The organism is Paraoerskovia sediminicola, assembly GCF_030296575.1.
Taxonomy (GTDB): domain Bacteria; phylum Actinomycetota; class Actinomycetes; order Actinomycetales; family Cellulomonadaceae; genus Paraoerskovia; species Paraoerskovia sediminicola.
The window spans coordinates 2,186,892-2,205,784 of record NZ_AP027729.1; the positions used below are offsets into that span (position 1 = coordinate 2,186,892).

An 18,893-nucleotide genomic window follows, 5' to 3' on the forward strand; every position below is an offset into this window, starting at 1 on the left:
TAGAACACAAGGAGTGACGATGAAGTCAACACGCAGGAACGTGGCCCTCACGCTCGTGGGCGCCCTGACCATCTCTGCCCTCGCGGCGTGCAGCAGCTCGAGCGACGGCGAGACCACGACCGATGCGGCAGAGACGCCGGCGGCGGACGAACCCGTCACGATCCAGGTCGCCATGGACGAGGGGCTCGAGCAGGGCGCGATCGACGCGTTCGACGAGCGCATCGCGCAGTTCCAGGAGGCCAACCCGAACATCACGGTCGAGAAGCAGGAGTACAACTGGGTCGGCACGACCTTCACCGCCGACCTGGCGGGCGGCACGCTGCCCGACGTCTTCACCGTGCCCTTCACCGACGGTCGTGGCCTCATCGAGCGCCAGCAGATCGCGGACATCTCGGCCCAGGTCGCCGAGCTGCCGTACGCCGACGACTTCAGCGAGAACGTCGCGGTCGCCGGTGAGGACGCGGACGGCAACATGTGGCTGATCCCGATCGCTGCGTACGGTCAGGGCATCCACTACAACCGCGCCCTGTTCACCGAGGCCGGCCTCGACCCCGACGCCCCGCCGACGACGTGGGACGAGGTCCAGGAGGCCGCCAAGACGATCTCCGACAAGACCGGCCAGGCCGGGTACGTCGAGATGACGTCGGCCAACACCGGTGGCTGGATCCTCACGACCCTCGTCTACGCGCTCGGCGGCCGCGCCGAGACGCAGGAGGGCGAGACCACGACGGCGACCATCAACACGCCGGAGTACAAGAAGGCGCTCGAGATGCTCGCGTCGATGCGCTGGGACGACGACTCCATGGGCTCGAACTTCAGCCACGACTGGGGCACGAGCCACGCGGACTTCGCGGCCGGCAAGATCGGCATGTTCATCTCCGGTGGCGGTGACTACGGGAACCTCGTCACGCAGAACGCTATGCCCGAGGAGGACTACGGCGTGACCGTGCTCCCGCTCGAGGGTGACGACGGCGCCGTCCTGGGCGGCGGCACGCTCGCCGCGGTGAACGCCAAGGCGACGCCCGAGGAGCAGGCCGCCGCGGTCAAGTGGATCGACTTCTACTACATGGAGAAGCTGACCGACAAGGACGCCGCGATCGCGGACGCCCAGGTCACGGCGGACCAGGACCAGCCCGTCGGCGCTCCGGTGCTGCCGGTGTTCGACAAGGCGACGTACGACGAGTCGCAGGAGTGGATCGCCGACCTCATCAACGTGCCGCTCGAGCAGTTCGCGCCGTACAGCGACAACATCTACGACCAGCCGCTCGCTGCCGAGCCGCCGGTCGCCACGCAGGACCTCTACGCCGCGCTCGACCCGGTCGTGCAGGCGGTCCTGACGGACGAGAACGCAGACATCGACAAGCTGCTCTCGGACGCCGAGACGAACGTCCAGGGAATCATCGACGCCAGCTGATCCCACGGGCTGCCCCGGGCTCCGGCCCGGGGCAGCCCCCTGCGCGGTCCCCGGGACCGACGCCAGCGCGTCCCCGTGCTCCGGCACCGACCGGCCGGACTGCACCTGCAGCACCCGCACCGCCCTGTGATGAAAGGCCCCGCCCGTGACCGCCACCACAGCGTCCTCGCCCGCCGGCGCTCCGGCGACGCCTGACGCGTCGTCCTTCAGCCCCCGGCGCCGCCCGCCGCGCACCCCGATGACCTGGGTCCGTGGCGGTGGCCTCAGCGCCCTGATCCTGGGGCTGCCGCTCCTGTTCGTCTTCGGGATGTTCTCCTGGTTCCCGATCGTCCGCGCGGCGATCATGAGCTTCCAGACGACGAACCTGGTCACCGACCCGGTCTTCGTCGGCTGGCAGAACTTCCAGCAGGTGCTCGCCGACCCGCTGCTGAGCACCGCCGTCCTCAACACCCTGTACTTCGCGGTGCTCGCGCTGATCTTCGGCTACCCGATCCCGCTCGTCGCGGCGGTCCTGATGAGCGAGACGAAGCGCGGCAAGGGCATCCTGTCGGCGCTCGCGTACCTGCCCGTCGTCGTGCCCCCGGTGGTCGCGGTCCTGCTCTGGAAGACGTTCTACGACGCCTCGGCGACCGGCGTGTTCAACACGATCGTCGGCTGGGTGGGCCTCGGCCCGTTCCCCTGGCTCCAGGACCCGGCGACCGCGATGCCGTCGCTCGTGCTCGAGGCGACGTGGGCCGCGGCCGGCGGGACGATCATCATCTACCTCGCGGCGCTCACCGGCGTCGCCCCCGAGCTCTACGACGCCGCCGAGGTCGACGGCGCGGGGGTCTGGCGCAAGGTCTGGCACGTGACGATGCCCCAGCTGCGCGGCGTCCTCTTCATCACCTTCATCCTCCAGATCATCGGCACGGCGCAGGTCTTCCTCGAGCCCTACCTGTTCACCGGGGGCGGGCCCGCGAACTCGACGACGACGATCATGCTGATGATCTACGACTACGCGTTCCGGTTCGGCTCCTACGGCAAGGCCACCGCTCTGAGCCTGATGCTCGCCGCGGTCCTCGCGATCCTCTCGGTCATCTACTTCAAGGCCACGGCGAAGTGGAGCAAGTCATGAACCAGAACCGCGCCGCGACGCCCGTCGCCGAGCACACCGCGCACGACGAGCCCGGTCACGGGTCCCGTCCCACCGGCGACGAGCGTGCCGCCGAGGTGACCGCCGCCGTCCGACCGGTCGCGAGCCTCGTCGCGGCCCGTCGCCGCAAGAAGGCCGCCGCCTCGGCGGACCAGGCGGACCGCGGCATCGTCGCCGACTCCGACTGGCGTCGCCCGAGCGTCAAGCGCGGGCTCGGCGGCGCGCACGTCCTGCTCTGGATCAGCCTGATCGTCGTCGGCCTGGGCCCGATCCTCTGGCTCGCGAAGGCCGCGATCACGCCGACGCAGGACATCCTGCGCACCCCGATGGCGATCTTCCCGAACGGGATGGACTGGGAGAACCTGTCCACCGCGTGGTTCCGGTTCGACATCGACCTGTACTTCTACAACACCCTGGTGCTGGCCCTGGGGTCGTGGGCGATGCAGATCCTTGTCGCCGCGAGCGGCGGATACGTGCTCTCGGTCCTGCGTCCGCGGTGGGGCAAGATCGTGCACGGCCTCGTGCTGGCGACGCTGTTCGTGCCGGCCGTCGTGCTGCTCGTCCCGCTGTTCCTGACGATCCTCAAGATCCCGTTCACCGACATCTCGCTCATCAACAGCTGGTGGGGCGTGTGGCTCCCCGCGGGGGCGAGCGCGTTCAACGTCGTGCTCGTCAAGAGGTTCTTCGACAACCTGCCCCGCGAGATCTTCGAGGCGGCGCGCGTCGACGGGGCCGGCCCGTTCCGGGTGGCCTGGTCGATCGTCCTGCCGATGTCGAAGCCGATCCTCGGCGTCGTCTCGGTGTTCGCGGTCATCGCGGCGTGGAAGGACTTCCTGTGGCCGCTGCTGGTGCTGCGGGACCCGCTGAAGCAGCCGCTCTCGGTGCGCCTCCCGGCCCTCGAGAACTACGTCGAGCTCGACGTGTTCATGGCAGCGCTCGCCATCTCGACCGCGCTGCCGATCGTGATCTTTCTCGTCTTCCAGCGCATGTTCCTGCGCGGCGCCGGTCTCGGCGGCGCGGTGAAGGGGTAGGGGAGCGGGCGAGGCCGGAGGCTGACCGGCCCGCGCCCGGGCGAGGCGGTGGGGAGGAGAGCCCCGCCGCCTGCGACCCCCGTCCGTCGTCCCTGCCGGGCCCGATCCGTTGCGGGCCCGGCAGGGACGTCTCTGCTGTCCTCAGCGGGTGGCCGTCAGGGGCGGGCCGGTGGTCCCACGGGCCACCAGGTGCGTCGGGAGCGTGAGGTGCACGTCCGCCGGGGCGTCCCCGACGAGGAACCTCCGCACCAGCTCGCCGGCGGCGTGCCCCTGCTCGGTCACCGGCTGGCGCACGGTGGTCAGGTCCATGGTGTCGGCGAGCTCGTGGTCGTCCATCCCGACGAGGGAGAGGGCGTGGGGTACCGCGATGCCTGACCGACGGAGAGTCCGCAGAGCGCCGAACGCGACCTCGTCCGAGAACGCGACGACAGCGGTCGGCGGGTCGTCCAGGCTCAGGAGCCGGGCCATCCCGTCGGCTCCGCCCGTCGTGCCCCAGGGGGTCCGGACGACGAGCTCGTCGTCGGCCGCGACGTCGGCCGCGGCGAGGGCCTCGCTGAACCCGCGCAGTCGGTCGGGCGGGGCCCCGTACTCGAGGCTCCAGGTCCCGACGGCGCCGATCATCGCGACGCGCCGGTGCCCGGCGAGCAGCAGGTGCTGGGTGGCCTGCCGCGCCATCGCCACGTCGTCGATGCGCACGTGCGGGTGGTCGCCGAGCGTGCCGCCCGCCATGACCGCGGTGACCCCCATCAGGTCGAGGCGTCGGCGCTCGTCGTCGCTGATGGGCAGGGCGATGAGGACGACCGCGTCGACCTGGCGCCGCGCGGGCAGCTCCTCGAAGAAGCGGCGCCGCTCCCGCTCGGCCTTGACCTCGTAGAGCAGGACGTCGACGTCCGCCCCGTGCAGGGCGGTCACGATCCCGTCGAGCATCGCCGAGTAGAACCAGTGGGAGAGGTTCGGGGTCACGACGGCGACGCGTCCGGTGGAACCGCGAGCGAGGCGCGCCGCGTCGGGGGAGACGGCGTAGCCGAGCTCGTCGGCGAGGGAGCGGATCCGCACCCGGGTCGTGGCGGAGACGCCGGTCGAGCCGCTGAGGGCGCGCGAGACGGTCGCGATCGAGACCCCCGCGCGCTCGGCGAGGTCGGTCATGTTGAGGTCTGCACCTTTGCCCACCCCAGCAGCATAGGTCCGGCGCAAGGATCGCGTAAGCGATTACGTTCGAAGAGCGGTAGGCAACGCGCTCGCGCTGGAAGAATGTGACCGATCCACAGCAACTCCTTGACAATCACACAGCCAGCGGGGCAGGGTTGATCGCGTAACCGCTTACGCGAAAGCGTGCTGCCGGCACCGACGCCGGCCCGTCCTCGGACGGTCAGCACGTCCTGCGTGTGCTCGCGGAGCCAGCGATCGAAGGAGATTGCCGTGTACCCGAACAGCTCGTCACCGCCTCGTCGGCGGTACCTCGCCTCGATCCTCGCGCTCGTGCTCGCGACCGTCGTCGGGGCGGCAGGGCTCACGGGGCTCGCGGTCCCTGCCGCCGCCGCGACCACGACCTTCGAGGCGGAGGACGCGACGCTCTCCGGTGGCGCGACCGTCGACACCGAGCACGCCGGGTATTCGGGGACGGGCTTCGTCGGCGGCCTCACCGACAGCAACCGGGGAAGCGCGTCGGTGGCCTTCGCCGTCGACGTCCCGGTCTCGGGCGACGTCGAGCTGGCCCTCCGCTACGCCAACGGGACCGGCAGCACCCGGACCCTCTCCCTGTACGACGGCGGCACGCGCCTGCGGCAGGTGGCGCTGGGCGCGTCCGGGGGCTGGGCGACGTGGTCGACGGCGACGGAGACGGTCTCGCTCAGCGCAGGAGCCCACATGCTGTCCTACCGGTTCGACACCTCGGACTCGGGCAACGTGAACCTGGACTCGCTCGCGCTGACCACGAGCGAGGGGTCGGGTGGCGGCTCCGGCAGCGGTCCCGGCGCGACCGTGCAGGTCCCGGGCACGGGTCAGGCGGAGGACGCTGCGCTCGCGGGCGGCACCGCGACCGACACCGAGCACCCAGGCTTTCAGGGGACGGGGTTCGTGGGCGGGTTCACCGACGCCCACCGCGGGACGGCGTCCGTCGCGTTCCGGGTCGACGTCCCCACCGGGGGCGACCACGTCGCCACGCTGCGCTACGCCAACGGCACCGGCTCGACCCGTACGCTGACGCTCGACGTCGACGGTGCGGTCCGTCAGGTCCAGCTCCCGGCGACCGGTGGCTGGGCCGCGTGGGGCACGGCGAGCGAGACGGTGGCCCTCGCCGCCGGTGTGCACACGCTGACCTACCGGTTCGCCCAGGGTGACTCGGGCAACGTCAACCTCGACGCCCTGGAGGTCGAGCCCGTCGAGGCCGGCGGCGACCCGGACGGCGGCGGCACGCCCGGCACCGCGGGCACCGTCGCGATCCCGGGAGGCGTCGAGCTCGAGTCCACGACCCTCGCGGGTGGCGCGGCCGTCGCGACCGACCACAGCGGCTTCCAGGGCGACGGGTTCGTCGGTGGTCTCACCGACGCCAACCGCGGCGCGAGCGTGAGCCTCGACGTCGCCACCCCGGCCGGCGCGGCCGACGACGGCCGCTACGCGCTCGACCTGCGCTACGCCAACGGGACCGGCGCGCAGATGACGCTCTCGGTCGACGTCGACGGGAGCCCGCGCACGCGGGTCCTGCTCCCGGCCTCGGGTGGGTGGGACGCCTGGACGTCGGCACGTTCGGTGGTCGCCCTGACCCCCGGTGAGCACGAGATCACCTATCGCTTCGGCACCGCGGACTCGGGGAACGTCAACCTCGACGCGGTCTCGGTCGCGCCGACGGATGCCGCAGCCGACGGTCCTGACGGTCCCGTCGACCCCGGTGACGGCGGCGGTGACTCCGGTGACCCGGGTGACTCCGGCGGCTCGGGCGACGACGGCTCCGGCGACGGAGGCCCGGACCTCGGCCTGACCGACGTCGCGACGGTTCCGGCAGCCGCCGGCACGGTCTTCCAGGCCGAGGGCGGCTTCCATGTCGCGGGCGCCGTCGTGTCCGGCAGCGCCGTGCAGGGTCTCACCACGACCGGGGCCCGGCTCGTCGTGCCGGTCCGCGCCGCGGTCACGGGCGAGCAGACGGCGTCGGTCCGGTACAGCAACGGCACGGGAGCCGAGCAACGCCTGGTCGTCGAGGTCGACGGCCTGCCGCTCGGGTACCTCGTGCTCCCTGCGACGAGCGGCTTCGAGTCGCTCGGGATCCGTGTCGACGTGGGAGCGGGCCTGCACAGCATCGGTCTCCGCAACGACGGCACCGCGAGCGGGTCGGGGGCCCTCGCCGTCGACCACGTGACGTTGTCGGACGGCGCAGCGCTCGCCTCGCGCGGGGCGACCGTGCCGTACACGACCTACGAGGCCGAGTCCGGGTCGACGAACGCCTCGACCCTCGGCCCCGACCGCACGTTCCGCACCGTCGCCGCGGAGGCGTCGGGCCGGCAGGCCGTACGCCTCGACGGCTCCGGCGAGTACGTGCAGTGGACGCTGACCGAGCCGGCGAGCGCCCTCGTGCTGCGAGCGTCGATCCCGGACACCACGGACGGCGCCGGTCAGGACCGGACACTCGGCCTGTACGCCGACGGCACGAAGATCAAGGACGTGCCGGTGACCAGCCGGTTCTCGTGGGTCTACGGCGACTACCCGTACGGCAACCAGGTGTCGCAGGGCAAAGCCCAGCGCTTCTTCGGGGACACGCGGACGACGTTCTCGGAGCTCCCCGCGGGGACGGTGCTCCGCCTGCAGAAGGACGCCGCGTCGTCCGCCACCCGCTACGACGTCGATCTCGTCGAGACCGAGCTGCGGCCCGCCGCGATCACGAAGCCTGCCGGGTACGTCGACGTGACCTCGACGGGTGCGACCTCAGGGGGCGGCGACGACACCGCGGCGTTCCGCACCGCCATCGAGCAGGCGCGGACCGCCGGGACGGGGGTCTGGGTGCCGCCGGGCCGGTTCACCATGAACCAGCGTGTCGACGTCCGGGACGTGTCGGTCCGCGGCGCGGGCCCGTGGTACTCCGTCGTCGGTCAGACGAACGGCAAGGGCGGGTTCTTCGGGGTCGGCAGCAACGTGACGATCGCCGACCTGATGATCGACGGCGACGTCACCGCGCGGGACGACGGCGGCACCGACGCCGCGCTCGAAGGGAACTTCGGTACCGGTTCGCTGATCCAGAACGTGTGGATCGAGCACACGAAGGTCGGGCTGTGGGGCGACGACGGCACCAACGGTCTGTTCGTGCTGGGCCTGCGGATCCGCAACACGTTCGCCGACGGGGTGAACCTGCACGGGGACGTGAAGAACACGAGGATCGAGCAGACCGTGGTCCGCAACACCGGGGACGACGCGCTCGCGATGTGGTCGGACGGGAGCCCGGTCACGGACAGCGCCTTCGCGTTCAACACGGTCCACACGCCGATGCTCGGCAACGGCGTGGGGATCTACGGGGGACACGCCAACCACGCCGAGGACAACCTCATCAGCGACACGCTCACCGGGTCGGCGGGCATCGCCGTCGGCACGCGTTTCGACCCGGCACCGCTCAGCGGCGACACCGTCGTCCAGCGCAACACGCTGACCCGGACCGGCGGCTACGAGCCCAACTGGGAGAGCGAGCTGGGCGCCGTGTGGATCTACGCCGACACCGCCGACATCACCGCCCCGGTGATCGTCCGGGACATGGAGATCCGGGACAGCACGTACCAGGCGATCCTCGTCAGCTGGCAGAAGCGCGTCGCGGACGTGCGCGTCAGCGACGTGACGATCACCGGCACCGGGACGACGGCGGTCGAGATCCAGACCGGTGCGGGGAAGGCGACGTTCACGGACGTCACCGTCTCGGGAGCGCCTGCCGGGATCGAGGCCTGGCCGGGCTTCACCGTCGTCGACGGGGAGGGAACTCGGGGCTCCTGCCCTGACGCCGGCGCGCCGCGGACCAGGGCGCGGGGCGGACCGACCGCCGTCCCGCGCCCTCACCACATGATCCACCCGCACCACCCGGACGAACTGCACAACCTGGACCACCCAGATCACCCGCACCACCAGCTGCGACACCACCCAGCGAAGGAGAACCACACATGAGGACGACGACCAGGAGGGCCGCGGGCATCGTCGCCGCGCTCGCCCTCGGCGGCAGCGGGACGGTGGCGCTCGCGGCCCCAGCGACCGCGGCCCCGGTCCCGGACGACACACCCGGGCTGCCGCTCGAGCTCGAGGCAGAGGACGCCGTCCTCGCCGGGGGAGCGGGCGTCAACCAGAACCACCTGGGCTACTCGGGCACCGGGTTCGTCGACGGATTCATCCTCGACCACGAGGGCGAGGCGTCCGTGACGTTCACGGTCGACGTCCCGGTGGCCGGCGACTACGGCCTCAACCTGCGCTACGCCAACGGCCTGGGCAGCACCATGACCCTCTCGCAGGTCGCGAACGGCGAGGACCGGCAGATCGAGCTGCCGTCGGGTGTCGGAGCGGGCTGGGGCTTCTGGTTCGTGCACCAGGAGGAGGTCGCCCTCGAGGCGGGCGAGCAGGAGATCACGTACCGCTACGACTCGGACGACACCGGCAACGTCAACATCGACGCGATCGCCCTGACGACGATCGGTGACCTCGGCACCCCGGGGGCGGAGAGACCGACCCGGACAGCCAGGAGGGCACCGGACCCGACACCCGTTGGGACGCGGTCACCGACGTGCTGAGGACCGGCAAGGGCGCGAAGGGCGAGGGCTACCAGGCCGAGGACGCGTTCTTCGCGAACGGGGCGGTCGCCACCGGCGGCTCCGACGGCGACGCGGCCGCGGGGGTCGACCTCGCGGCCGAGCGGTCGCGACTTGTCGTGCCCGTGAACGCGACGAAGGCGGGGACGCAGAAGGTGACGATCCGCTACGCCAACACGGGCGCCGACGCCGAGGTCGTCCTCGGCGTGGACGGCGCCGCGCTGGGCCGCGTCGCCCTTCCCGCCACGCAGGGCTGGAGCGAGGTCTCCGTCGAGGCCGACCTCCGCGCCGGCCTCGGCAGCGTCGAGCTGCGCACCCCGGGCACGGCGCTGGACGGCGCCCTGACCGTGGACTCGGTGACCCTCCAGAAGGGTGCCCCCATGGCGGAGCGCGGAGCGACCCTCCCGTACACCGAGTACGAGGCCGAGCACGGGATCACGAACGGCGAGATCCTCGAGCCCAGCCGTGAGTTCCGCACGATCGCGGCGGAGGCCTCCGGCCGCCAGGCCGTCGTGCTCGACGAGCGTGGCGACCACGTCGAGTGGACGCTGACCGCCCCGGCGAGCTCGGTCGTCCTGCGCGCGTCGATCCCCGACACCGCCGACGGCAAGGGGCAGTCCGCCACGCTGGGGCTGTACCAGGGCAAGAAGAAGCTCACCGACATCGAGGTGTCGAGCGAGCACGCGTGGGTCTACGGCGGGTACCCGTACGGGAACGACCCGTCGACCGGAGGCGCGCAGCGCTTCTTCGACGACTCCCGCGCCACCTTCCCGAAGCTTCCCGCGGGGGCGACGCTGCGCCTCGAGAAGGACGCCGCGTCGTCCGACGTCGCGTTCACCGTCGACCTGATCGACGCCGAGGTCGTCCCGGGGGCGTACGACGAGCCGGCCGGGTTCGTCGACGTCCGCGACCACGGCGCGACCCCCGACGACGGCTCCGACGACACCGCCGCCGTCCAGGCTGCGGTCGACGCCGCCAAGGACGCCGGCACGGGGGTGTGGATCCCCGCGGGGACCTTCGACGTCTCCGACCGGATCCGCGTCAACGACGTCACGGTGCGCGGTGCCGGGCCGTGGCACACGACCGTGCAGGGCACCGCGGGCAAGGGCGGGTTCTACGCGCTCGGCACGGGTGTCACCATCGCCGACCTGGCGGTGGACGGCGGTTCCACGTACCGCGACGACGCGAAGTTCGACGCGGCGTTCGAGGGCAACTTCGGTGCCGGCTCGCTCCTGCAGAACGTGTGGGCCTCGCACGCGAAGGTCGGCCTGTGGGCGGACGCCGGGACGGACGGGCTCTACGCCCTCGGCCTGCGCGTGCGCGACGTCTACGCGGACGGCGTGCACCTGCACGGCGCCGTGACGGACACCCACGTCGAGCACACGTCCGTGCGCAACACCGGCGACGACGCGATGGCCATGTGGTCGGCCGGGGCTCGGTGACGCGGGGCGTGTTCGCCCACGACACCGTGCAGACCCCGCTGCTCGGCAACGGGCTCGCGATCTACGGCGGCGACTCGAACGAGGTCGCCGACAACGTCGTCCGGGACACGCTCACGGCCGCGGCCGGTGTCGCGATCAGCACCCGGTTCAACCCGGTCCCGTTCTCCGGGACCACGGTCGCCGAGCGCAACACCCTGATCCGCACGGGCGGCTGGGAGCCCAACTGGAACACCTCGTTCGGGGCGATCTGGGTCTTCTCCGACACCAGCGCGATCACGACCCCGGTGATCATCCGCGACACGAAGATCCTCGACTCCACGTACGAGGGCCTGCTGATCAGCGGCGGCCTCGAGGTCGACGGGCTGCGGATCGAGGACACGGTCATCGAGAACACCGGCTCGTTCGGCGTCGCCACGCGCGCCCCGGGCAAGCGGTACTTCGCGAACACCGTGCTCTCGGGCGTCCAGGACAACCAGGCCTGGTACTGGCCCGAGGACGAGGGCGGCAACTACGGCCTCTTCGAGGCGCTGCCCGAGGTCTGCGAGGTCACGTCGGTCGTCCACGGCGTCTGGCCGGGCGGCTTCAACGCCCAGGTCACGCTGAAGAACACCGGGGACGAGGCCGTCGAGGGCTGGGAGCTCGGGTGGCACCTCGACTCCGGCGAGAGCGTCGCGAAGCACTGGAGCGCGGACGTCGCGCAGGACGGCGACCGGGTCTCGGCGTCGAACCTGTCGTGGAACCGGGTCGTGGAGCCGGGGCAGAGCGTGACCTTCGGGTACACCGGCCGCACCAACGACGCCGACGTCACCGCGCCGGACGCGTTCACGATGGACGGCATCCCCTGCCAGGCAGGATGACCGCCTGACGGTCCAGCCACGCGGACCCGTGGGGCGGGCCCTCGCACCGGATCCTGACCGGTCCGGAGCGGGGGCCCGCCTCTCGGCGTGACCCTGGGCGCTGCCGGGCGGGCGCGCGATCTGACGCCCTGTCGGGTCGACATCACACCTCGAGCGACCGATTCCGGCGCCCCCCGAGCCCCCGCGGCCGGTCGCGAGGGGGACAATGGGTCCCATGTCCGGCACCTCTCCCGCATCGCCCGCGCTCCCGTACGACGCCCTGCTCCTCTACTCGTTCGGCGGTCCGAACGAGCCGGCGGACGTCGTCCCGTTCCTCCGCAACGTGACCGCCGGCAAGGGGATCCCTGACTCGCGCCTCGAGGAGGTCGGCGAGCACTACTACGGGTTCGGCGGCAAGAGCCCCATCAACGAGCAGAACCTCGCGCTCAAGGCGGCGCTCGAGGCGGAGCTCGCGCGCCGCGGCATCGACCTCCCGGTCGTGTGGGGCAACCGCAACTGGGCCCCGTACACCGCGGACGCGATCGCGGAGCTGGAGGCCCTCGGCGCCCAGCGGGCCGTGGCGCTCGTGACCTCCGCGTACTCGTCGTACTCCGGCTGCCGGCAGTACCGCGAGGACCTCGCCGTCGTGCTCGACGGCATGGGCAAGCTCGACCGCTCCGGCGCCGGCGCCTCGACGACGGTGCAGTTCGACAAGATCCGCTCCTACTTCAACCACCCCGGGTTCGTGCAGGCCAACACCGACGCCGTCCTGGAGGGCTTCGAGGCGCTCGCGGCGAAGGGCGGCGACCCGACGAAGGCGCGGCTCGTGTTCGTGACCCACTCGATCCCGGACACGATGGAGGCGGCCTCGCGCGTCGCGCAGGCGACCTACTCGGCGCAGCACCTCGACGTCGGTGCGCTGATCGCGGAGCGGGTCGGCGCGGCGCTCGGGCACGACGTCGAGTGGGAGCTCGCGTACTGCTCGCGCTCCGGACCCCCGAGCCAGCCCTGGCTCGAGCCCGACGTCAACGACCTCCTCACGGAGCGTGCGGGCGAGGGGCTGCGCGACGTCGTCATGTCGCCCATCGGCTTCGTCTCCGACCACATGGAGGTCGCGTACGACCTCGACACCGAGGCGATGGCCACGGCCACCGAGCTCGGCATGACGGCGGTCCGCGCCGGGACCGTCGGGACGCGCGAGCCGTTCGTCCGCGGCCTCGTGGACCTGATGCTCGAGCGCGCCGCGATGGCCCGCGGCGAGGACGTGGACCAGGAGACCGTCGGGACCCTCCCGCCGTTCCGTTCCGTGTGCGCGCCCGGGTGCTGCCTGCGGCGCGACGGCGAGCCGAGCGGCGTGCCGGCGCTCTGCGGCGCCGACGTCTCGGCCTGACGGCCCGCGCGACCGGACGGGCGCTGCGGACCGCGCCGCGTCGTCCGACATGATGGGGCGAGGCCCCGCACCACGACCCGACGACCGAGAGGCACCCATGAGCGAGCACACGCCCGAGCACGTCCACGGCGACACCGGCGAGCGGGTCGACACCGCCGCGATCAACGCGAGCATCCGCTACACGATGTTCTCGGTGTTCTCCCTCACGGAGACCCTGCCGGAGGACGACGGTGAGCGCGCGTCCCTGGTCGAGGCAGCCGAGCGGGCCGTGGGCGGGGGCGCCGCGGAGGGCGTCGACCCGGCCGCGACCGAGCCCGACCTCGTCGCGCGCGGGTGGTACGACGTGGGCGGGCTGCGCTCCGACGCGGACCTCATGCTGTGGACCCACGGGTCGTCGATCGAGGCCGTCCAGGGGGCGTACCAGCGCCTGCGGGCCTCGTCGCTCGGGCGCGGCCTCGAGCCGGTGTGGTCGGTCGCCGCGCTGCACCGCCAGGCCGAGTTCAACCGCGGGCACGTCCCGGCGTTCCTCGCGGGCGAGGCCCCGCGCGACTACGTCTGCGTCTACCCCTTCGTGCGCTCGTACGACTGGTATCTGCTGCCCGAGTCCGAGCGGCGCACGATGCTGCGCGACCACGGGCTCGCCGCGAAGGACTACAAGGACGTGCGGGCCAACACCGTCTCGGCGTTCGCGCTCGGCGACTACGAGTGGATCCTCGCGTTCGAGGCCGACGAGCTGCACCGGATCGTCGACCTCATGCGCGACCTGCGGGCCACGGAGGCGCGGCGCCACGTGCGCGAGGAGGTCCCGTTCTTCACGGGGCCGCGGACGACGCTCTCGGCCTGGGCGGACCGCCAGCCGCTCGCGTAGGCGCGGCCGGGCGCCCGCGCCCGCGGCCGGTCACGCGATCGCGAAGATCAACCACGCCAGCACGAACCCCATCACACCGATGAGCGTCTCCATGACCGTCCAGGTGCGCAGCGTCGTGCGCACGTCCATGTCGAAGAAGCGGCCGACGAGCCAGAAGCCCGAGTCGTTGACGTGGCTGAGCACCACCGACCCGCCGGCGAGAGCGACCGTCATCGCTGCGAGCTGGACCGACGAGAAGTCACCGGCGGCGACGGCGGGCGCGATCAGCCCGGCCGCCGTCGTGAGGGCGACGGTCGCCGAACCCTGCGCGACGCGCAGGATCGCCGCGATGAGGAACCCGGCGACGATGACGGGGAGCCCGATGTCGCCGAGCGCGTCGGCGAGCGCGTCCCCGATCCCCGACGCACGCAGGACACCGCCGAACATGCCGCCGGCACCGGTGATGAGGATGACCGACGCCACCGGGCCGAGAGCCGAGTCGAGGGTCTTCTCGAGCGCGGAGCCCTTGACGTCGCGCCGCGTCCCGAGGACGAACATCGCGACGAGGAGCGTGATGAGCAGCGCCACGGGGGTCGCCCCGATCGCGCGTAGCGCGACGACGCCCGGGTTGTCCTCCTGGACGGTGCCTGCCGAGCGCAGCGCGTCGAGGCCCGTGTTGGCGAAGATCAGCACCAGCGGCAGCATCAGCAGGGCCAGCACCGTGCCGAACTTCGGCGGGTTCTCGATGCCGGCGTCGTCGGCCTTGCCGAGGATCTCGGGGACGGGCAGATCGATGCGCTTGCCCTGCCACTTACCGTAGAGGTAGGCGGTGACGTACCAGGTGGGGATCGCGATGATGAGGCCCACGGCGATGGTGATGCCGATGTTGGCGCCGAGGAACTCGGTCGCGGCGACCGGCCCGGGGTGCGGGGGCACGAAGACGTGCATCACGGAGAACGCGCCTGCGGTCGGCAGCCCGTAGAGCAGCACGGACCCGCCCAGGCGGCGCGCCACGGAGAACACGATCGGCAGCATGACGACGAGCCCCGCGTCGAAGAAGATCGGGAAGCCGAAGATCAACGACGCCACCCCGAGGGCGAAGGGCGCGTGCTTCTCGCCGAACTTGTCGACGAGGAACTCCGCCATGACGCGGGCCCCGCCGCTGGTCTCGACGAGCCGACCGAGCATCGCGCCGAGCGCCACGAGCAGCGCCACGGAGGCGAGCGTCGAGCCGAAGCCCGCCGTGAGCACCTCGAGCAGGGACCCCGTGGGGATGCCGGTGGCCACCGCTGTCAGGAGGCTGACGAGCACCAACGCGACGAAGGCGTGCAGGTGGAACCGGATGATCAGGACGAGCAGGACGGCGATCGCCGCGGCGGCGATGCCCAGGAGGGCGCCTGCGCCCAGTGTCTGCTCCCAGCCCTCGGGTGGCATGTCTACCGTCCTTCTCTGCCGCTGTCGGCGTCGTCGGGGTGATCCGGGTGATCGCGGTCGAGCAACATCAGCACGCGCTCGGTGATCTGGTCGGGGCTGAGGGCGACGTCGAGCACGATCCCGTCCTCGTCGTCCTCCAACCTCTCCAGGGTGTCCAGCTGGCTCGTCAGCATCTCGGGCTTCATGAAGTGACCCGAGCGTCGCGTGATGCGGTCCTCGAGGAGCGAGCGCTCGCCGCTCAGGTGCACGAACACGAGGTGCCCGTGGGCCGTGCGCAGCCTGTCGCGGTACGCGCGGCGCAGGGCCGAGCACGTGACGAGCGCGGAGCGGCCGCCGTCGGCCTGCTCGGACAGCCAGTCACGGATCGCCGTGAGCCAGGGAGCGCGGTCCTCGTCGGTCAAGGGCGTGCCCGCCGACATCTTCTCGACGTTCGCCTCCGGGTGGAACTCGTCCGCCTCGGCGAACGGGAGTTCGACCCTCGCGAGCACGTGCTGGGCGACGGTGGACTTGCCCGAGCCGGCGACGCCCATCAGGACGAGATGGGTGGGCGGTGCGTTCACGCTCTGCTCCTCGGGTCGGCCCGGGCCTCGTCGCCCGAGCGGCAAGCGTTGCAGCCATGCACCTGGCTCGCCAGCCACGGCTCCCGTCCGCGGGCCGTTCTTGCGATGATGGCTTCACGAGCCACCAGACCCTGGCTTCGAGATGCTCAGCATGCTGAGTGTTGGCAGGATGGGCTCATGAGCGACCAGAACGCACCGCACGGCGGCGACGACACCTCGACGACCCGCATCGATCTCGGGTCGGGTCCGGGCGACGGCAGCGACGGCAGCGACGCCCCGGCGCGCAGCGAGACGCCGACGACGGCCGACCGGGTGCGCCAGGTCGTCGTCCTCGTCGGCTCGCTCGTCGCGATCGCCGGGGCCGCCTGGGGCTCGGGCGCCTTCGGGGGCACCCCCATCGAGGAGGCCGCCGGAGGCGCGCTGTCCGCGACGGCCACCCCTGTCGCGCCCGACACCCCGGCCTTCTCGATCTGGTCCGTCATCTACGTCGGACTGTTCGCGTTCGCGGTGTACCAGGTGCTGCCGAAGCAGGGCGCCAACCCGCGCCTGCGTGCCGTGGCATGGTGGGTGCTCGCGTCGATGCTGCTCAACGCCGCCTGGATCGGCGTCGTCCAGGCCGGGTGGCTCTGGGCGAGCGTCGCCGTCATCGCGGCGCTGCTCGCGGTGCTCGCGGTCGTCCTCGTCCGCCTGGTCCGCACGCCCGCGTCGGGTCTGGCCGAGTCGATCGTCACCGACGTCACGGTCGGGCTCTACCTGGGCTGGGTCAGCGTCGCGACGCTCGCGGACGTCGCGGCCACGCTCGCGGCGTCGGACGTCGGCGAGCTCGGCCTGGGCGCGACGTGGTGGTCCGTGATCGTGGTCGGGGCGGGGGCAGCGCTCGCCGTCGCGTACGCGGTCTTCGCCGCAGGGCGTCCCGTGGTCGCGATCGCGGTCGGCGCAGCGATGGCGTGGGGGATCGGCTGGATCGCGGCGGGCCGGTTCAACGGCCCGCTGATCGACGAGACGGTCGCGATCGCAGCGGCCGTCGCGGCCGCGGTCGCGATCGTCGCTCCCCTCGTGACGACCCTCAGCCGGCCCCGCGCGCCGCGCGCCTAGGTCCGGGCGTCGTTCCCGGCCCGTCCCGGACCGATCAGTCGGTCGGAGCCACCTGCGCGAAGTGCTGGACGACGGGGAACGGCTCGTAGAAGCCGTGCAGCAGCTCGCGCCAGCGGTCGTACTCCGGGGACCTGCGGAAGCCCTCCTCGTGCGCCTCGACCGACTCCCAGTCGACGAGCAGCAGGTACGTCGACCACGACTCGACGCCGCGCGACAGGCTGAGCCCGCGGAACCCCGGCTGCTGCTCGATGAGCGGGCGCGCCTGCGCGAAGGCGGCCTCGAACCTGGCCTCGGAGCCCGGGCGGACGGTGAGGAGTGCGTGCTCACGGATCATGACGCGAGAATACCCGCAGGCCCCGCCGGGTCGGTGCTGCCGACCCGGCGGGGCCTTGCTCGCTCTGGTGCCTCGCTCTGCGGTTCGCCCGAGTGCTCGCCCGAGTGCTCGCCCCGAGTGCTCGCTCGGATGCTCAGCCTGGTGCGCAGACCGGGCGCCGGCCAGGTCAGGGGTAGAGACCCCGGATCTCGTGCGCCTCGGCCACGCGCTGCACGCCGATCGCGAGCGCCGAGTCGCGCAGCGAGACGTCCTCCTTGCGCGCCAGGGCGGACACGTCCGCGTACGCGGAGTGCATCCGGTGCTCGAGACGTTCCGCGATCTCGCCCTCCGTCCACCAGTAGGCCTGGTTCGCCTGCACCCACTCGAAGTAGGAGACGATCACGCCGCCCGCGTTGGCGAGGACGTCGGGTACGACGACGACACCGTTCTTCGCGAGGATCCGGTCGCCCTCGCCCGTCGTCGGGCCGTTCGCGCCCTCGACGACGAACCGCGCGCGGACCTGCTGCGCAGTGATCTCGTCCAGCACGCCCTCGACCGCTGCGGGGACCAGGACGTCGACCTCGAGTCCGAGCAGCTTCGTGTTGGAGATCTCGTCGGACTCCTCGAAGCCGACGACGGTCCCGGTGGCGGCGACGTGCTCGAGGAGCTCCGCGACGTCCAGCCCGGCGGGGTTCGTGACGCCGCCGTACTGGTCGCTCACGGCGACCACGACGGCGCCCTCGTCCGCGAAGATCTGGGCGGCGTGCGCGCCCACCTTGCCGAAGCCCTGGACGGCGACGGTCGCTCCGGCGAGGTCGACGCCGGCCTCGCCGAGCGCGGCCTTCGTCGCGTGGACGACCCCCGCGAGGTGGCGGTCGCGCGCCCGAGCGAGCCTCCGACGGTCAGCGGCTTGCCGGTGACCACGCCGGGGATCGTGTACCCCTCGCTGACGGAGTAGGTGTCCATGACCCAGGCCATGGTCTGCTCGCTCGTGCCCATGTCGGGCGCCATGATGTCGCGCTCGGGGCCGATCATCGGCTTGATCTCGCTCGTGTACCGGCGGGTGACGCGCTCGAGCTCGCGCTCGGAGTGGTCGCGGGGGTCGATCGAGACGCCACCCTTGGCGCCGCCGTACGGCAGGTCGACGATCGCGCACTTCCACGTCATCCACATGGCCAGCGCGCGGACCTCCTCGATGTCCACCGAGGGGTGGTAGCGCAGCCCGCCCTTGCCGGGGCCGCGCGAGACGTTGTGCTGCACGCGGTAGCCCTTGAACAGCATCGAGGTGCCGTCGTCCTTGCGGAGCGGCACCGCCACATGCACCTCGCGTCGCGGGGTCGCCAGCATCTCGTGGGTGCCGCTGGACAGGCCGAGCATGTCGACCGCCCCGGCGAGCTGGGCGAGCGCGGTACCGAGCGGGCCGTGCGGGGAGCTGGCCTGCGGCGCAGGTCGGGCGTCCTTGTCGTTCAGGCCGTCCGGCGGGGCCGCAGGGGGTGCGGTCGGGCGCGGTGCGGCGGGTGAGCTGGTGGACGGCGCCGCGTTGGCGGCAGCGTCGGTCGTGGACACGGATCCTCCGGGTGTGAGGTCGGGTCGGACGCCGCAGGGTCAGCAGCGTCGCTGAGCCTCCAACGTAC

General features: G+C 72.1%; 14 protein-coding genes and 1 pseudogene. 10 read left to right on the plus strand and 5 right to left on the minus strand.

Annotated features, from left to right (window positions below):
• Positions 1 to 19: 19 nt before the first annotated feature.
• From QUE47_RS10230 to QUE47_RS10240, 3 genes are all read left to right on the plus strand, one after another.
• Positions 20 to 1,414, plus strand: coding sequence for an ABC transporter substrate-binding protein (locus QUE47_RS10230; RefSeq protein ID WP_286217205.1), 1,395 nt, complete (start codon positions 20 to 22; stop codon positions 1,412 to 1,414).
• A gap of 238 nt (positions 1,415 to 1,652) precedes the next feature.
• Entirely contained in the window at positions 1,653 to 2,528 is an 876-nt protein-coding gene (locus QUE47_RS10235) for a carbohydrate ABC transporter permease (RefSeq protein ID WP_286219472.1), read from the plus strand.
• The gene (locus tag QUE47_RS10240; protein WP_286217206.1) at positions 2,525 to 3,577 is read left to right on the plus strand and encodes a carbohydrate ABC transporter permease; all 1,053 of its coding nucleotides are present in this window, start codon (positions 2,525 to 2,527) and stop codon (positions 3,575 to 3,577) included. The genes QUE47_RS10235 and QUE47_RS10240 overlap by 4 nt, the downstream gene beginning before the upstream one ends.
• 141 nt (positions 3,578 to 3,718) lie before the next feature.
• Here the strand turns inward: QUE47_RS10240 and QUE47_RS10245 are convergent, their stop codons facing one another.
• Complete coding sequence (locus tag QUE47_RS10245; protein WP_286217207.1) at positions 3,719 to 4,747, minus strand: LacI family DNA-binding transcriptional regulator; 1,029 nt, start codon at positions 4,745 to 4,747, stop codon at positions 3,719 to 3,721.
• Positions 4,748 to 4,996: 249 nt separating this feature from the next.
• Here QUE47_RS10245 and QUE47_RS10250 point away from each other — a divergent pair, with 249 nt between their 5' ends.
• From QUE47_RS10250 to hemQ, 6 genes are all read left to right on the plus strand, one after another.
• On the plus strand, positions 4,997 to 8,710 hold the full coding sequence (locus QUE47_RS10250) for a carbohydrate-binding protein (protein ID WP_286217208.1): 3,714 nt from the start codon (positions 4,997 to 4,999) through the stop codon (positions 8,708 to 8,710).
• Positions 8,707 to 9,324 (plus strand): CBM35 domain-containing protein, encoded by a 618-nt coding sequence (locus QUE47_RS10255; protein ID WP_286217210.1) that lies wholly within the window; start codon positions 8,707 to 8,709, stop codon positions 9,322 to 9,324. Before QUE47_RS10250 ends, QUE47_RS10255 begins: the two co-directional genes overlap by 4 nt.
• Positions 9,318 to 10,784 (plus strand): glycosyl hydrolase family 28-related protein, encoded by a 1,467-nt coding sequence (locus QUE47_RS10260; RefSeq protein ID WP_286217211.1) that lies wholly within the window; start codon positions 9,318 to 9,320, stop codon positions 10,782 to 10,784. The genes QUE47_RS10255 and QUE47_RS10260 overlap by 7 nt, the downstream gene beginning before the upstream one ends.
• An 8-nt stretch (positions 10,785 to 10,792) precedes the next feature.
• Positions 10,793 to 11,641 (plus strand): cellulose binding domain-containing protein, encoded by an 849-nt coding sequence (locus tag QUE47_RS10265; RefSeq protein ID WP_286217212.1) that lies wholly within the window; start codon positions 10,793 to 10,795, stop codon positions 11,639 to 11,641.
• Between the two features lie 214 nt (positions 11,642 to 11,855).
• Positions 11,856 to 13,010, plus strand: a complete 1,155-nt coding sequence (locus tag QUE47_RS10270; protein WP_286217213.1) for a ferrochelatase — start codon at positions 11,856 to 11,858, stop codon at positions 13,008 to 13,010.
• 97 nt (positions 13,011 to 13,107) lie between these two features.
• On the plus strand, positions 13,108 to 13,878 hold the full coding sequence (gene hemQ / locus QUE47_RS10275; protein ID WP_286217214.1) for a hydrogen peroxide-dependent heme synthase: 771 nt from the start codon (positions 13,108 to 13,110) through the stop codon (positions 13,876 to 13,878).
• Positions 13,879 to 13,908: 30 nt separating this feature from the next.
• Here the strand turns inward: hemQ and QUE47_RS10280 are convergent, their stop codons facing one another.
• Both QUE47_RS10280 and QUE47_RS10285 read right to left on the minus strand, forming a co-directional pair.
• Positions 13,909 to 15,291, minus strand: coding sequence for a GntP family permease (locus QUE47_RS10280; protein ID WP_286217215.1), 1,383 nt, complete (start codon positions 15,289 to 15,291; stop codon positions 13,909 to 13,911).
• A 2-nt stretch (positions 15,292 to 15,293) separates the two neighbouring features.
• A complete protein-coding gene (locus QUE47_RS10285; RefSeq protein WP_286217216.1) occupies positions 15,294 to 15,851 on the minus strand; it encodes a gluconokinase in 558 nt (185 codons plus the stop codon).
• 177 nt (positions 15,852 to 16,028) lie between these two features.
• Here QUE47_RS10285 and QUE47_RS10290 point away from each other — a divergent pair, with 177 nt between their 5' ends.
• On the plus strand, positions 16,029 to 16,946 hold the full coding sequence (locus tag QUE47_RS10290; protein ID WP_286217217.1) for a TspO-related membrane protein: 918 nt from the start codon (positions 16,029 to 16,031) through the stop codon (positions 16,944 to 16,946).
• A gap of 34 nt (positions 16,947 to 16,980) precedes the next feature.
• On the opposite strand, the gene QUE47_RS10295 is transcribed toward QUE47_RS10290, so the two are convergent.
• Positions 16,981 to 17,280 (minus strand): antibiotic biosynthesis monooxygenase family protein, encoded by a 300-nt coding sequence (locus QUE47_RS10295; protein WP_286217218.1) that lies wholly within the window; start codon positions 17,278 to 17,280, stop codon positions 16,981 to 16,983.
• A 166-nt stretch (positions 17,281 to 17,446) separates the two neighbouring features.
• Positions 17,447 to 18,636: pseudogene (locus QUE47_RS10300) on the minus strand (Glu/Leu/Phe/Val family dehydrogenase).
• Positions 18,637 to 18,893 lie beyond the last annotated feature (257 nt).